Here is a 15482-nt window from a genome sequence, read left to right as displayed (position 1 = left end):
GCCGCCACAAGGGACGGCCCCTGCAAAAGGATCAAACGAAGACCATTCAACAAAAGTATGAAAAAGAAAATATTACTCTCTACCTGCGGCCTGCTGCTGGCGGCCCTGACGACAGCCACCGCCGCCGACAAGACAAAGGTCAGCTATCAGGAGGTCAGCGTCCATGATCCCTCTATCGTCGTCGACGGCAACACCTATTATATCTTCGGCTCCCATCTCGATGCCGCGAAGTCTACCGATATGCTCAACTGGACAACGTTTGGTGGCGCGCAGACGGATGCCTGCACCCTCTTCGCCAATTCCGCCGGGAAACAGGTCGGCTATGCCGATGCCTACAACTCCCAGGTCGTGAAGAGCGTGAAGAACTACAAGGGCGAGACCGTCACCTTCAACAATTTCAACGCCCACGACTGGCAGTGCGCCGGCAGTACCATTCTCGGCAACCAGTGGGCTCCCGATGTCGTCTACAGTAAGAAGGCGGGTAAGTGGTTCATGTATATGTCCATCAACGCTGATCACTGGGCCAGCGCCATCGTCTGCCTCGCCGCTGACCATATCGAAGGACCATACGTCTATCAGGGTCCTGTCGTCTGCTCCGGTTTCCAGGGTCGTTACGATCATGTAGGCTATACGAAGAAAGATGACTGGAAACATACAGACTTGGCTATAGCTACCGGAGCTACCTCTTTGCCAGAGCGTTATAACACGAATGCCTGGGGATCGTATTGGCCGAACTGCATCGATCCCTGTGTCTTCTACGACGAGAACGGCGTGCTGCGCATGACTTACGGCTCGTGGTCCGGCGGTATCTGGGAGATTCAGCTCGATGAGGCTACGGGTCTTCGTGACTACACCCATACTTACGCCTATCAGATTAATGGCAAGGATGCCGAGGAAGGCGCTGCCGATGCCAACACGACGAGTGATCCCTATTTCGGTAAGAAGATTGCCGGTGGCTACTATGTCTCCGGCGAAGGCTCTTTCGTCCGTCATATCGGCGACTACTATTATCTCTTCCTCAGCTATGGCGGTCTGACCCCCAACGCCGGTTATGTCATGCGTGTCTTCCGCAGTAAGAATCCCGAGGGGCCGTTTGTTGATGGTCAGGATGTGAGTGCCGTATACAGCAGTTATCAGCTCAACTACGGTGATAAATCCGCCACGAACCGCGGTATGAAACTCATGGGGGCTTATGGCTCCTGGGGCTCGATGGCGACGGGCGAGCGTGCGCAAGGCCATAACAGTGTTTACGTCGATAGCGACGGCGATGCTTTCCTGGTCTATCATACGAAATTCGATGACGGCACCTACGGCCATCAGGTACGCGTGCATCCCCTCTTTGTCAATGAGGATGGCTGGCTTGTGGCAGCGCCGTTCCGCTATACAGGAAAACAAACTACACAACATCAAATAGATAACCAGCGCCTCTTCACCGCTGATGAGCTTGCGGGAACGTATCAGCTCCTCATGCATCCCTACCAGCAGAGTTGTGCTTATAATGATAAGGTTGACGCGTCCTGGAGCCAGTCGCACGAGCAGAAGCCGCAAACCGTGACGCTCGCTGCCGATGGTACGATCACCGGCGATGTCAGTGGCTCGTGGAGCTACAGTCAGGACGGAAAGTCGTATATCACGCTGACCCTCGATGGCTGGGATTATAAAGGCGTGAAGATTGTCCAGAATGTTGATGGCTACAAGGATGATCCCGCAACATGTATCACGGCCACGAGTTTCGATGGTGTCCCCGTATGGCTCTATAAGGAAGGCGCCACCACCGCTATCCGTTCCATCTCTTCGGAAGCTGTCAAGGCAAAGAAAAACATTTACAATCTTGCCGGTCAACGTGTCGGCAAAGGTTATCACGGCATGGTCATCCGCAATGGTAAGAAAATTTGCTTGTAACCTTGATCCACATGCAGGGGCCGTCCCTTGTGGCGGCCCGATGCCGGTATGGCATTCCATATGTTGGACATAATCAATAATATCCCTACATCGAGGATTCATTTGGCGTAACCGCCGACGGGCCGCCACAAGGGACGGCCCCTGCAATGGGCGGTATGCGTAATGAATGGATGAAGAATATCACCTGCTTTTAAGTTATTAGATGTATTTGTTGAAATGGTTTCTCATGGCAGCTGGCAGTCTCTGTGCTGCCGCTGCCATGGCTTTTTATCCCCCTCAGGATCTTGTCGTGGACACGCCGATGGTCCATGACCCCGTGATGGCCGAGGAGAATGGCACCTATTATGTCTTCTCCACGGGTCACGGCATCTCTTCCATGACTTCTACGGACAGGCAGCACTGGCACGTCGATACCACCGGCGTGCTCACGGGGCGCATCCCCGCGTGGACGCATGACTCCGTACCCGGTTTCAAAACTCATATCTGGGCGCCGGACATCCTCCGCTGGCAGGGCCGTTGGTATCTGGCTTATAGCTGTTCTACCTTCGGAAAGAATACCTCCGCCATCGGACTGTTGTCCAACGATGTTTTGGCCCATCGCAGCCAGTGGAAAGACGAAGGTTGCATCATCACTTCCAAGGCCGGCCGTGACCAGTGGAATGCTATCGATCCCAATTTCGTCATTGACGAGAAGGATCAGCCGTGGCTCGTCTTCGGCTCTTTCTGGGATGGTATTCAAATGGTTAAACTCGACAATTCGCTCCATGTCGCGAAGGGACAGACGCCAGTAACGGTCGCACGGCGTTATGCCGTGGGTTGTAAGGACACGGTGCCGAATCCCACGTCGAAGTTCGCCGGTCCCAACGCCATTGAGGCACCGTTCATCTTCCACCATGATGGCTGGTATTATCTCTTCGTCAGTTGGGACTACTGCTGTCGTGGAACACAGAGCAACTACCGTGTCGTCGTAGGTCGCAGCCGTCAGGTCACCGGACCCTATGTGGACGACCATGGACGGCGGATGCTCGATGGCGGCGGTAAGGCCGTGATCAGCGGCGATGGGAAAGTCTACGAAGCCGCTGGTCATTGTGCCGTCTGTCATACGTCGGAAGGTGACATCTTCCTTTGTCATGGGTACAGTATCCCGCACTATGGTGCTCCGCTGCTCATCCAGCGCCGCATCACGTGGAAGGACGGCTGGCCCGAAGTAAAAGTAAAAAAGTAAAGAAGTAAAAAAATAAAAATATCAAGCGCAGTGTTCGGGCCTGCCGTTGTGTGCTTGTGCTTTGCAAGCACAAGGAAGCCTCCGCTGCCTTTTATCTATATATCACTATCAATATGAAACATTTCCTTTTCTCAACCCTCCTCCTGGCGACCCTCGCGGCACCCGCCGGGGCGCAAGTCTCCGTAAATGTTGACGTGGCGCAGCCGCTGCATGCCGTGTCTCCCAATCTATATGGTATCTTCTTCGAGGATATCAACCATGCCGCCGACGGCGGCCTCTATGCCGAACTGATCCGGAACCGTTCCTTCGAGGACGATGCCAAGATGGCGGACTCCTGGACCCTTGACGGCGCCAAGGGCCAGCTGATCCGCAAAGGCCTTCTCAACAAGGCACAAGGCCAGGCTCTGCAACTCAAGGTCAGCAAACATGCCACGCTGACGAATGACGGCTTCTGGGGCATCCATGCCGTGCAGGGCCGCAGCTATCGTCTGTCGTTATGGACGAAAGGCAACTATAAGGGCTCGCTGACCGCCCGCCTCGTCTCTGCCGATGGCAAGAAGGTCTATGCTGAGGCCCCTGTCGCCGGTGTCGTGAAAGGAAAATGGGCCAAGGTGACTGCAGAGCTGAAGTCCAACGCCGATGATCCGAAGGCAAAGTTCCAACTCGTGATGACCGGCAAGGGAACCCTCACGCTCGATGTTGTCAGTCTCTTCCCGCCGACCTTTAAAGGTCGCGCCAACGGCCTGCGCCCCGATCTCGCGCAGATGTTGGACAACCTCCATCCGAAATTCCTGCGTTTCCCCGGTGGCTGTTTCGTAGAGGGCCAGGAGCGCCCGGAGAATGCGTTCCACTGGGAGAAGACCATCGGTCCTATCGAGAGTCGTCCGGGACATCAGAATGTCAACTGGCGTTACCGTACGAGTGACGGTATGGGCTTCGATGAATATCTGCAGATGGCTGAGGACTTTGGCGCCGAGCCACTCTATGTTGTCAATGTCGGCATCTGGCATGGCGGTTTCACGCCCGTCGACAGCATCCAGCCGTGGATCGATGAGTGTATGAATGCTTTGGAGTACGCCAACGGCCCCGTGACAAGCAAGTACGGCGCCCTGCGTGCGAAGAACGGGCATCCGGAGCCGTACAATATTAAATATGTAGAGATCGGCAACGAGAACAACCAGCCGAACGTAGCCTTCCAGAGCGATCATTACTATGAGCGCTATAAGCTGTTCCGCGATGCCATCCTCGCCAAATATCCGAAGATGCACTGCATCGGCAATGTCGAGGCGTGGGGCAATGACCATCCCGTATGGGACAGTCAGGAGCCCGTGGAACTCGTTGATGAGCATTACTATCGTAATCCCGCTTGGTTTGCCGATGCTTTCCATAAATACGATAGCTATGACCGCACGAAACATCAGGTCTATGTCGGCGAGTATGCCGTCACGCAGGGCTTCGGCAATATGGGCTCCCTCGACGCTGCCCTCGGTGAGGCCGTCTATATGATGGGTATGGAGAACAACTCCGACGTCGTGCGCATGGCTTCCTACGCGCCGATCTTCGCTAATCTCAACAACCGCATGTGGGCGCCCGACATGATCCAGTTTACGAGTGACCGTGCCTTCGGTACACCGTCTTACTATGTACAGAAGATGATGGCCGATCATATCGGTGACCGTGTGCTGAAAACGACGACGCAGAATCCTTATTCTTACGAGCAGTCGGAGCGCGTGAAGCCCGATACCTGTATGGTCGGCGTTGGCTCCTGGGATACGCAGGTGTCGTATAAGGATATCACGCTGACCGATAACGGTAAGGCACTGACGGGCCAGCAGGTGGATCAGGTGGATATCGCCGGCAAATGGACCGTGTCCGACGGCGTCATCTCCCAGACCTCTGACGGCGAGAGTTGCATCCGTCTGAATCCTGTTCGTTTCAGCAGTAATAACTATACCTATCATCTGAAAGCCCGCAAGAACAGTGGAAAGGAAGGTTTCCTCATCCTCTTCAACTATGTCGATCCGCAGAACTACTGCTGGCTGAATATCGGTGGCTGGGGCAACACACAGCATGGTATCGAACAGATCATCCGGGGCGGCAAAGGACAGGTGGCGACGGCTCCCGGCAGTGTGGAGACGGGCCGCTGGTATGATATCGACCTACAGGTGAAGGGCGACAGTATCTACGCACGCCTGGATGGTAAGCAGATCTTCGCTACGAAACTGCAGGCGAATACCACGCCGGGTGTCTTCGCCTCGGCTACGAAGGACAGTAAGACGGGCCAGGTCATCGTGAAGATCGCTAATTCGAGTAAGGAGCGCACGACCGTCAACCTCTCCCTCAACGGCATGAAACCGCAGACGGCAGTGATGACCCGTCTCACGGCCCGTAACGGTGAGGAGGAGAACAACATCGATCATCCGACGAATGTGGTGCCGCAGACCTTCAAGATCGCCCCAGAGTCGCTGAAAGCCCTCGATATCCCTGCCGCGTCACTGAATATCGTTGTGATCAAGTAAAAAAGTAAATAAGTAAAAAATTAAAAAATTAAGGAAGTAAAAAAGTAAAGTTGTAGGGACATGATGAATCATGTTCTTTGCGTGGCCGCAACAGGGCGACCACCTACTTTTAATCGGTAAAATTCTATCGACGAATTACCCTCCGTTTTAACGCCTCCAAAATTCGCGAATTTTTCAGCACTTGGGTTGTTGCTCAGAAATACGCGAATTTTGGAGGATTTTGTATATCATTGAAAATCAATTCATTGTAATATTGCGTAATTTCTTGTAGTATAAATATACGCATAAAACAAACATAATCAACCTTGTATTTTATATTTATACGGAGGAAAAGACGTTAAATAGCGGTCGTAAACATCGTGCAGAATTTTTTTTCTTCGAAAGAGAGAAAATTCTGCACGATGTTTAGCTCGCTCTTTCACGAATTTTCGGAATTTTCTCTGTTTTTTCTTGTTCCATCGCTCTAGTTTGGAAGTGAATAATGTCAAAAAAAATGGAAAATCGTGATTTTTCGAGGATTTTTTGTGGATGGCCACAATGGTTTGTGTGGACGGAATGGGTCCAGTTTTGATCATTATTCCATATATTTTCCGTGGAGGAGACATATTCCTTTGTTGCGGAACATGATAAATCATGTCCCTACAACCTAGTGATGGATCTTTTCGATCTTCAGCACTTGGTCACAGTATTTGGTGACGGCCATGCGATGGGTGATGAAGATCACGGTCTTGTCATGCCGGGAGAGGATATTCTGCAACAACTGCTGTTCGGTGTCGGGATCGAGGGCACTCGTCGCCTCGTCGAAGACGAGGATGCTGCTGCCGGGGCGGCCGAGCTGTTCCGACGGATAGGCACGGAGGAGGCTGCGGGCGATGGCGATGCGCTGTGCCTGGCCCTCACTGAGGCCGCCGCCCTGTTCGCTGCAGACAGTATCGAGGCCGTCGGGGAGCTCAAAGACGAAGTCGGCGCAACTGAGATGGAGCACCGTCTTCATCTCTTCCTCCGTCGCGTCCAGTTTTCCGAGCAACAGATTATCCCGGATCGTTCCGCTGAGCAGTGTATTGCCCTGTGGAACATACACGAAGTTGCAACGGTGAAGTGGCGTGAGAATCTGAGCATAAGAATGGCTGTTGGAAAGCCCCTCCCTTTCGGGGAGGGGTTGTGGTGAGGCCTGAAGGTTTTGTGGTGAGGCTTCGTATATTTTGATCTCCCCTTTCTGTGGTTTGACGAGGGCGAGCAGCAACCGGATGATCGTGGTCTTTCCCGCGCCCGTCTCACCGAGGACAGCCGTGCAGGTGCCGGGGCGGAAGTCAAAGCTGAGGTCATCGATGACATTTCCGCCTACCTTGTCATAGGCATAGCTGACGTGGGAAAGGCGAAGGCCGCATGGCGCCTTGACCCAGATCGGATCGCCTTGTTCCTCCAGCGGATCCTCCTCGAGTTCCATGAGTCGTTCTGCCGCCGTGAAGACACTCACGAAGGCCGGGATGAGTTTGGCAAGGTTCCGTGCCGGATTCTGAATCTTGTTGACGAGTTGCAGGAAGGCCGTCATGCCACCGAAAGAAAGGGTGTGCATCGACATCCGTACGGCAGCCCAGAGGAAGGCAATGAGATAGCCGAGGGCGAAACCGAAGTTAACCATCAGATTACTGAAGACGCTGAATTTTGTGCGGTTGACGACACGGCGGCGCAGCTCACTCTGGGTGTCCTCCAACCGGTCTACCATCACCTGGTCACTCTCCAGCGTCTTGATGAGCATACGGTGCTGGATGGTCTCCTGCAGCGTGCTCTGTACCTTACTGTCCCAGTCACGTACCATACGGGTGAGGTTGCGCATCTGTCGGACATAGATCTTGCTCATGGCGAGAAAGATCGGGAGAATGGCAACGGTGACGATGGACAACAGCCAGTCCATGGAGAAGAGATAGAAGAAGGCACCGATAAACATCGCCAGCACGCTGAGGGCTGAGGGAATCGTCTCCGTGAGGAACGTGACGACATTGTTGACGTCAAACTCCAGGCGGTTGAGCACGTCACCACTGTGCATCCGTTCCCGGCCCCGCCATTCCGAACGAAGGATACGGTCGAGCATGGCTTGTTGCATGCGGTTCTGGGCTTTGATGCCGAGGAGGTTCCGTACCCAGACGGCAGCGATGTTCAAGGCGAAATCGGAGAGGATGAGCGCGCCCATGATGCCCACGGCGACATAGAGGTTGCCATGCTCCGTGCCTGAGGCGACATCGATGGCATGCTTCACGGCACTGACCTGCAGGAGGCTCACGACGACGTCCACCAGACCGATGGCCGCGTTGAGGACGGCCTGAAGCCTGTTGCCGCGCCATGCCGCCCACAGCCACCGGAAGATTTCCTTCGATCCGTAGTGGGTTGCCGGCATCTGTAATAAAGCCTTTAATTGATGGAACATCGCTTATCTAATTATCTATTATCTATTCTCCGTTCTCCGTTTGGCGAATAGCCATTGTCCATTGTCCATTCTCCGTCCTCCGTTATTTATTTCAGTGGTCTGTAGTCCGCGCCCCACATGAGCTTCTCATGCAGCGTGGAGAAATAGCGGCGGTTACGCTGCTTCACCATCTTCACCACGTAGGGCGCCTTGCGGATCGTGAGCTGTGTGCCCTCCGCCATCTTCACGCTGCGGCCGTCGATCGCCACGAGGAAGTTATGACTGCGGCTCTCGACATTGAGGGTAATGACCATGTTGTCGTTGATGACAATCGGCCGGATATTCAGACTATGGGGAGCCACGGGTGTGATACAGAGACTGTTGCTCGTGGGAACGATGATCGGACCACCATTGCTGAGGTTATAGGCTGTGGAGCCCGTCGGCGTACTGATGACGAGGCCGTCGGCCTGATAGGTCACGAGGAAGTCACCGTCGATATACGTGCGGATAGAGATCATGGCCGCCGTGTCCCGCTTGAGGATGGCGATGTCGTTGAGGGCGAAGGGAACGGTGTCGATCTGCTGGCCGTCGGCCTCACACTCGATGACGGTATGGTCTTCCACGTCGTAGTCGCCGGCGAAGACCTTCTCCAGCGTCGGCTCGATCTCCTGTGGCAGGACATCGGCGAGGAAGCCGAGACGGCCCATGTTGATGCCGATGATCGGGATCTCCCGGTCGCCAATGCGGCTGGCGGCGCGCAGCAAGGTACCGTCGCCACCCATGGAGATGACGAAGTCGGCATTACCGAAGTCATCGGGCTCGACGTTGGCCTCGGCGCCACGCTCATGGAGATACTGGAGGATACGCTCAAGATAAGGGATCACCTCCTGCTCGTTATACTGATTGCCAAAAATAGCAAATTTCAATTTCCGTTCTGCCATCGGCTCTTGTTTTTTCCGAAAAAAATCATTACTTTTGCAAAAGTAGTAATTTTATTTGAAAATAATCAAGAACAAATGGCAAAAGTGTATGAATTTTTGGCCAATGGCTTCGAAGAGATAGAAGGCTTGGCTCCCGTAGATATCCTCCGTCGCGGAGGCGTGGACGTGAAGACAGTGAGTGTCACCGGTTCCGAGTTTGTCGAGACCTCTCACGGCATCACTGTGAAAGCTGATCTGAAGTTTGAGGACGCTGATCTCAGTGATGCCGACATGCTCCTGTTGCCCGGAGGCATGCCCGGCTCGAAGAATCTCAACGCCCATGAGGGCGTCCGTGCGGCCCTGCAGAAGCAGGCTGCTGCCGGCAAGCGCATCGGTGCCATCTGTGCCGCCCCGATGGTCCTCGGCTCCCTCGGTCTGTTGAAAGGCCGTAAGGCTACCTGTTCCCCGGGTTTCCAGGAATATCTCACGGGTGCCGAATATACCGGAGAACTGTTCCAGGAAGACGGCAAGATCATCACCGGTGAGGGTCCTGCCGCCACACTGCCTTATGCTTACAAGATCCTGAGCTATTTCGTCGGTGATGAGGCCGTGAAAGCCCTGGAGAAGAAAATGCAATATGCCCATCTCATGGAAGCCCGCCGATGAGTGACTATGTGATCATTACCGCCGGAGGGAAGGGACTGCGCATGGGTGGGGATATCCCGAAGCAGTTTCTGTCTGTTGGCGGCCTCCCTGTCCTCATGCGGACGATACGCCGCTTCCGGGAATATTCCGGGAAGCTGCAGATCATCCTCGTGCTGCCCCATGACCAACGTGATTACTGGCAGCAGCTCTGTGAGGCGTTTGATTTCCGGGAGGAATACCTGCTCGCTGATGGTGGCGATACTCGTTTCGCCTCGATCCGCAACGGCCTCCGGCTCATCCCCGAGGACGCCCAAGGCATCGTCGCCGTCCATGACGGCGTGAGGCCTTTCGTGAGCGTGGACGTCATCGCCCGTTGCTTTGAGACCGCACGCTCGGCCCGCGCCGTCATTCCCGTGACGCCTGTCGTTGAGACCCTTCGTTCGGTCTCCGGGCACTGCAATGTGCTGCGCAGTGACTACCGCCTCGTTCAGACGCCGCAGTGCTTTGATATCCCGCTCCTCAAGCGTGCCTATGCGCAGCCCGACAGTCCGCGGTTCACCGATGATGCCAGCGTCGTCGAGGCCCTTGGCGAAACGGTGACGATGGTCGACGGCAACCGCGAGAATATCAAATTGACTACCCCCTTTGACCTGAAAATCGCTGAAGCTATTCTGTCATGACATTTTTCGAACAGGACATCATGTATCTTCCCGGTGTCGGACCACGGAAGAAAGAGGTGCTGAGCCGTGAGCTCGGCATCAACACTTTTGGTGACCTGCTCGAAGACTACCCTTATAAATATGTAGACCGCAGCAAGATCTATCCGATCTCCTCGCTGAATGGTGAGATGCCCTATGTACAGGTGCGCGGACGCATCCTTTCCTTTGATGAGTTTCAAGGACAGGGTGGTAAGAAACGGGTCGTCGCCCATTTCTCCGATGGAACGGGTGTCGTCGACCTCGTTTGGTTCTCCGGCGCTAAATATGTCTATAAGACGTATCATGTCGGTGAAGACTATATCATTTTTGGAAAACCGGGTGTCTATAGCGGACGATATCAGTTTGCCCATCCCGATATCGAGGATGCCTCGAAGATCGAACTCTCGAAGATGGGCATGCAACCCTATTACAACACCACCGAGCGGATGAAGAAACTCGGGTGGTCGTCCCGGTCGATTGACAAGCTCACGAAGACCCTCGTGGAGAAGTTGCAGAATATTGATGTGCCGGAGACTCTGCCACAGTCCGTCATCACCCATTTCCACTTGGTCGACCGTAAGACCGCCCTCACGTGGATCCATTATCCGAAGAATGCCGACGAGACGAGCAAGGCCCGGCTGCGACTGAAGTTTGAGGAACTCTTCTTCGTACAACTCAATATCCTGCGTTATGCCAGTGACCGGCAGCACAAATACCGCGGCTATATCTTCCGGCATGTCGGGGCCCTCTTCAACGACTTCTATGCCCATCATCTGCCCTTTGAACTCACAGGGGCACAGAAACGGGTGATGCACGAGATCCGCGATGACATGCGCAGCGGGGCACAGATGAACCGTCTGCTGCAGGGCGATGTCGGCTCGGGAAAGACCCTCGTGGCCCTGATGACGATGCTCATCGCCCTCGACAACGGTTTCCAGGCGTGTATCATGGCACCGACGGAGATTCTCGCCGAACAACATCTGCAGACCATCCGCGAATTCCTCGACGGTATGCCGATCCGCGTGGAACTCCTCACGGGAATCGTGAAAGGCAAACGGCGGCAGAAAGTCCTCGACGGCATTGCCGACGGCACGATACAGATCCTCGTCGGTACCCATGCCCTCATAGAGGATAATGTGGTGTTTCAGAACCTCGGTGTCGCCGTCATCGACGAACAGCACCGCTTCGGCGTGGCCCAGCGTGCCCGCCTGTGGCATAAGAATGAGAATCCGCCCCATATCCTCGTCATGACGGCGACGCCGATCCCGCGGACCCTCGCCATGACAATCTATGGTGACCTGGAGGTGAGCGTCATCGACGAACTGCCGCCGGGCCGTAAGCCTATCGTCACCCTCCACAAGTATGACAACCAGACCACCTCTTTATATAATGGTATCCGTCAGCAGATCAAACTCGGTCGGCAGGCCTATATCGTCTTCCCACTGATCAAGGAGAGCGAGAAGAGTGATCTGAAGAATCTCGAAGAGGGCTATGAGGCGCTGAAGGATATCTTTCCCGAGTTTCAACTCAGTAAGGTCCACGGAAAGATGAAGGCAGCGGAGAAAGAGGCGGAGATGGAGAAATTCGTCAAGGGTGAGACACAGATCCTCGTGGCCACGACGGTCATCGAGGTCGGCGTCAATGTCCCCAATGCCTCCGTCATGGTCATCCTCGACGCTGACCGCTTCGGACTGAGTCAGCTGCATCAGCTCCGCGGACGTGTGGGCCGTGGGGCCGACCAGAGTTTCTGTATCCTCGTCACGGGATATAAACTCTCTTCCGAAACGAGGAAACGTATTGATATTATGTGTGAGACCAATGATGGCTTCCGTATTGCGGAGGCTGATCTGAAGCTCCGCGGCCCCGGGGATCTCGAGGGAACGCAACAGAGCGGTATCGCTTTCGACCTGAAAATTGCCAATCTCGCACAAGACGGACAACTCATCGCCCTGGCCCGTGAAGAGGCGGAAAAAGTACTCCGGGAAGATCCTCAGGGACAAATGGCCGAATATCAGATGCTTTGGGACCGTTTGCGCGAACTGAGGAGAACAAATGAGAATTGGTCGGCAATTTCTTGACGTTTTTTGTTAAACGGCAAAAAATAATGTTAATATGGTAACGCAAACAACATAAATATGAAATTTTTTTGCTATCTTTGTCAAGTCTTTTGGCAATCATGTTGATTGACGATGAACCTAAAAAGAAGCTTATGCGTTTAGAAAAGAATATAAAGAAAATCTCCGTAGTATTGCTGTTTGCGTTATCAGCAGCTCCTTCCTTTGCCCAGGATCTGTTGGCACGCCAGGCTCCCGTAGACCGACGAGCTAAGGTGGTAGACCCTATAGAACTTCAGGATTTGAAGGTAAAAGAAGAGCATGAAAATCCGGCTGCTGACCTTTACGGAGATTTCGATAACAAATACGTTCATAAAGCCACTCCTATTCCCAATCATATTAAAATTGATTGTCGCCATTTCTGTATGCCGACGCCTTCCCGTGTGGTAACGTCCAATTTCGGTTACCGTTGGGGTCGTCAGCATAAAGGACTTGACATTAAGGTATATATCGGCGACAGCATCCGCTGCGCATGGGACGGCAAGGTCCGCATCGTGCGTTACGAGGGCGCAGGTTATGGTAAGTATATCGTTGTCCGTCATTATAATGGCCTGGAGACGATTTACGGCCATCTCTCCGCACAGCTCGTGCATGAGGGACAGGAAGTGAAGGCTGGTGAAGTCATCGGCCTCGGTGGTAACACGGGCCGCAGCACAGGTTCCCATCTTCATTTCGAGACACGTCTGTGTGGTGTGGCTATCAATCCCGCCATTATCTTTGACTTCCGTCATCAGGATATCGTCAGCAACTTCTTCACCTATGATGAGGACAAGATTGACGATATGAGCGCTGAGGCTACGCGTCTGCGTGGTAAGGTGGGCAACGGTGGCTACAGTCGTGCTGAAGTGCGCGGCGAGGTTGCTGAGGCCAAGGAGGATGAGCCGATCATGATCGGTACGCCGAGCGAGGGTGGTATCCACTTCGTCAAGCGTGGAGAGACGTTGGAGAGCATCGCCCGCAAGCGTGGGGTCTCTGTGGCCCGTCTCTGTCAGCTGAATGGTTTCTCTAAGGACACGAAGCTGAAACCCGGACAAGTGATTAAATTCTCATAACCTATATATTTTTTTAGATACTCTCTGAGTTATTATTTCAAGATGTTGTAGGGATAACAATAGAAAGTTTAAATCCAATTTCAAAAATAACCGTCCGCCGGAACGTGAGTCTCGGCGGGCGGCTTTTTTGTTTAAAATTCCAATATCAATGCCTGGCGTTGGCTGAGCTTGACATTCTTCGTTAAGTCAACCTTCTCGCCGGTCTCGACATCCGTGGCTTCCTGGTGGTCACCGATGACTTCGGCATAACGGGCGACCTGCAGCTCGTTGTCACTGCGCTTGCCGTTGAGGATCGTCATGACCGTCTTGCCGTTATACTGACGGCAGAGGACATAGACGCCCTTCCAAGGGATGAACTGTGTCTGTTTGCCTTTGCTGATGACCTCATTGCCCTGACGCCAGTGGAGGAGCTTGCTGACCCAATTGAACATCTCGTTCTCGGCTTTCGTACGGCCGGCAGCGGTGAAGCAGTTATGGGTATCACCGGGGAAGCCACCGGGGAAGTCTTTACGGACATTACCGTCGGTAACCTCTTTCGTGCCGTTCATGAGTACTTCCGTACCGTAGTAGAGCTGAGGGATGCGGTTCATCGTCAGCAACAGGGCGAGGGCCTGCTTCAGGGCCGTGGAGTCTTTGCCATTGCCGAGGAAGCGGTCGGTATCGTGGTTCTCAATGAACGCGAGGACGCTCGACGGGTTAGGATAGAGGTAATCGTAACAGACGGAGTTGTAGATGCGGTTCAGACCTTTCCACCAGTCATCGGTCTCCTCGTGCTTGGCCTGGTTGAGCTTGTCGAAGAAAGAGAAGTCCATGACGGTCTTCAGATAGCTGTTCGTTTCGCTGAGCTTGGAGTCTTTCTGCCAGGCAGCAGTGTAGGCGGGCTCGGTGACCCAAGTCTCACCGACAGTATTGAAGTTGGGATATTCCGTGTCGAGGGTCTTCATCCATAGACTCATGGCCTGGCGGTCGGCGTAGGGATAGGTATCCATGCGGATGCCGTCGATATTGGCCGTCTCAATCCACCATTCACTGTTCTGGATAAGATATTTGATGACATGGGGATTCCGCTGGTTGAGATCGGGCATGGAGGGCACGAACCAACCGTCAACGGTCTCACGCTTGTCGACCTGTGAGGCATAGGGATCGAGGACGGGCGTGAGCTTATAGCTTGTCTGCAGACCGTAATGGGGATTGTTGAACCAGTCTTTTGACGGAGCGTCGAGGTTCCAGGGATGATAATCGCTGCAGTGGTTGAAGATCATATCCATCACGACCTTCAGGCCTTTCTGATGACATTCGGCGATGAGCTTCTGATATTCGGCGTTCGTACCGAAGCGCGGGTCTACCTTATAATAATCGGTGGTGGCATAACCGTGATAGCTGCTGTTCACGCCATGGTCGTTGGGCCAGTTGTTTTCCAGGATCGGCGTAAACCACAGTGCCGTGACTCCGAGCTGCTGGAAATAATCGAGGTGCTTCTCGATACCCGCGAGGTCACCGCCGTGGCGCAGACTCGGCTTTGTGCGGTCGCAGGCCTGGTCGCGGAGTCCCTTGATGACATCATTCTTCGTATTGCCATTGGCGAAGCGGTCGGGCATGAGGAGATAGAGGACATCGGCATTGCTGAAGCCTTTATGATCCTCACCTTTCATCGTACGGTTCTTCAACGTGTACTTTACTTTCTTGCCGTCGAAGTTCAGCGTCATCTCTCCGGCTTTCGCGTCCTTGACATTCAGATAGATCAGAAGGTAATTGGGGGAGTCGAGACGGACGACGGAGTCGACCTTTACACCGGCATAGTCAGTGGTCACGTTCTTCACGTTCTTCACGTCCTTGCCGTAGACCATCAGTTGCAGGGACGGATCTTTCATGCCTACGAACCAGTTCGTAGGATCAATGCGGTTGATGTTCACCGGCGCCGCCTTTCCTACGGCGTCCATCGGTGAGCAATAGGCTAAGCCAAGAAGGAGGTTCAGCCCTAAGCAAATCATTTTCTTATTCAT

The 15482-nt window shown here is 53.8% G+C and carries 10 protein-coding genes; 7 read left to right on the top strand and 3 right to left on the bottom strand.

The annotated features are described in order from the left end of the window. Positions 1-57 precede the first annotated feature (57 nt). The 3 genes from G604_RS13360 (at position 58) to G604_RS0103005 (ending at position 5646) form a co-directional block, all read left to right on the top strand. The gene (locus tag G604_RS13360) at positions 58-1902 is read left to right on the top strand and encodes a glycoside hydrolase family 43 protein (RefSeq protein WP_051220184.1); all 1845 of its coding nucleotides are present in this window, start codon (positions 58-60) and stop codon (positions 1900-1902) included. A gap of 226 nt (positions 1903-2128) precedes the next feature. Next, complete coding sequence (locus G604_RS0103010; RefSeq protein WP_410524363.1) at positions 2129-3127, top strand: family 43 glycosylhydrolase; 999 nt, start codon at positions 2129-2131, stop codon at positions 3125-3127. Between the two features lie 113 nt (positions 3128-3240). Beyond that, positions 3241-5646 carry an alpha-L-arabinofuranosidase C-terminal domain-containing protein gene (locus G604_RS0103005; protein WP_155941841.1) on the top strand — a complete coding sequence of 802 codons (2406 nt, stop codon included), beginning with the start codon at positions 3241-3243 and terminating at the stop codon, positions 5644-5646. Positions 5647-6292: 646 nt separating this feature from the next. On the opposite strand, the gene G604_RS0103000 is transcribed toward G604_RS0103005, so the two are convergent. Continuing rightward, the gene (locus G604_RS0103000) at positions 6293-8071 is read right to left on the bottom strand and encodes an ABC transporter ATP-binding protein (protein ID WP_028909258.1); all 1779 of its coding nucleotides are present in this window, start codon (positions 8069-8071) and stop codon (positions 6293-6295) included. A gap of 86 nt (positions 8072-8157) precedes the next feature. Further along, the gene (locus tag G604_RS0102995; protein WP_028909257.1) at positions 8158-8991 is read right to left on the bottom strand and encodes an NAD kinase; all 834 of its coding nucleotides are present in this window, start codon (positions 8989-8991) and stop codon (positions 8158-8160) included. A gap of 75 nt (positions 8992-9066) precedes the next feature. Here G604_RS0102995 and G604_RS0102990 point away from each other — a divergent pair, with 75 nt between their 5' ends. The 4 genes from G604_RS0102990 to G604_RS0102975 all read left to right on the top strand — a co-directional run bounded on the left by G604_RS0102990 (position 9067) and on the right by G604_RS0102975 (position 13479). Then, complete coding sequence (locus G604_RS0102990) at positions 9067-9636, top strand: DJ-1 family glyoxalase III (RefSeq protein ID WP_028909256.1); 570 nt, start codon at positions 9067-9069, stop codon at positions 9634-9636. Next, positions 9633-10295 (top strand): 2-C-methyl-D-erythritol 4-phosphate cytidylyltransferase, encoded by a 663-nt coding sequence (locus G604_RS0102985; RefSeq protein ID WP_028909255.1) that lies wholly within the window; start codon positions 9633-9635, stop codon positions 10293-10295. The genes G604_RS0102990 and G604_RS0102985 overlap by 4 nt, the downstream gene beginning before the upstream one ends. Continuing rightward, on the top strand, positions 10292-12391 hold the full coding sequence (recG, locus tag G604_RS0102980) for an ATP-dependent DNA helicase RecG (protein WP_028909254.1): 2100 nt from the start codon (positions 10292-10294) through the stop codon (positions 12389-12391). Before G604_RS0102985 ends, recG begins: the two co-directional genes overlap by 4 nt. Before the next feature lie 131 nt (positions 12392-12522). After that, positions 12523-13479 carry a M23 family metallopeptidase gene (locus tag G604_RS0102975; protein ID WP_028909253.1) on the top strand — a complete coding sequence of 319 codons (957 nt, stop codon included), beginning with the start codon at positions 12523-12525 and terminating at the stop codon, positions 13477-13479. 131 nt (positions 13480-13610) lie between these two features. On the opposite strand, the gene G604_RS0102970 is transcribed toward G604_RS0102975, so the two are convergent. Then, a complete protein-coding gene (locus tag G604_RS0102970; RefSeq protein WP_028909252.1) occupies positions 13611-15482 on the bottom strand; it encodes a glycoside hydrolase family 13 protein in 1872 nt (623 codons plus the stop codon).

The organism is Prevotella sp. AGR2160 (genome assembly GCF_000424185.1).
Classification (GTDB): domain Bacteria; phylum Bacteroidota; class Bacteroidia; order Bacteroidales; family Bacteroidaceae; genus Prevotella.
The sequence above is the reverse complement of the archived record's forward strand: the minus strand, read 5'-3'. Positions and strand labels throughout refer to the sequence as shown.

Excerpts from the sequence above, each read along its gene's own strand:
- G604_RS13360 (WP_051220184.1), top strand. The coding sequence starts at position 58 with ATGAAAAAGAAAATATTACTCTCTACCTGCGGCCTGCTGCTGGCGGCC.
- G604_RS0103010 (WP_410524363.1), top strand. The coding sequence starts at position 2,129 with ATGGCAGCTGGCAGTCTCTGTGCTGCCGCTGCCATGGCTTTTTATCCC.
- G604_RS0103005 (WP_155941841.1), top strand. The coding sequence starts at position 3,241 with ATGAAACATTTCCTTTTCTCAACCCTCCTCCTGGCGACCCTCGCGGCA.
- G604_RS0103000 (WP_028909258.1), bottom strand. The coding sequence starts at position 8,071 with ATGTTCCATCAATTAAAGGCTTTATTACAGATGCCGGCAACCCACTAC.
- G604_RS0102995 (WP_028909257.1), bottom strand. The coding sequence starts at position 8,991 with ATGGCAGAACGGAAATTGAAATTTGCTATTTTTGGCAATCAGTATAAC.
- G604_RS0102990 (WP_028909256.1), top strand. The coding sequence starts at position 9,067 with ATGGCAAAAGTGTATGAATTTTTGGCCAATGGCTTCGAAGAGATAGAA.
- G604_RS0102985 (WP_028909255.1), top strand. The coding sequence starts at position 9,633 with ATGAGTGACTATGTGATCATTACCGCCGGAGGGAAGGGACTGCGCATG.
- recG (WP_028909254.1), top strand. The coding sequence starts at position 10,292 with ATGACATTTTTCGAACAGGACATCATGTATCTTCCCGGTGTCGGACCA.
- G604_RS0102975 (WP_028909253.1), top strand. The coding sequence starts at position 12,523 with ATGCGTTTAGAAAAGAATATAAAGAAAATCTCCGTAGTATTGCTGTTT.
- G604_RS0102970 (WP_028909252.1), bottom strand. The coding sequence starts at position 15,482 with ATGAATAAGAAAATGATTTGCTTAGGGCTGAACCTCCTTCTTGGCTTA.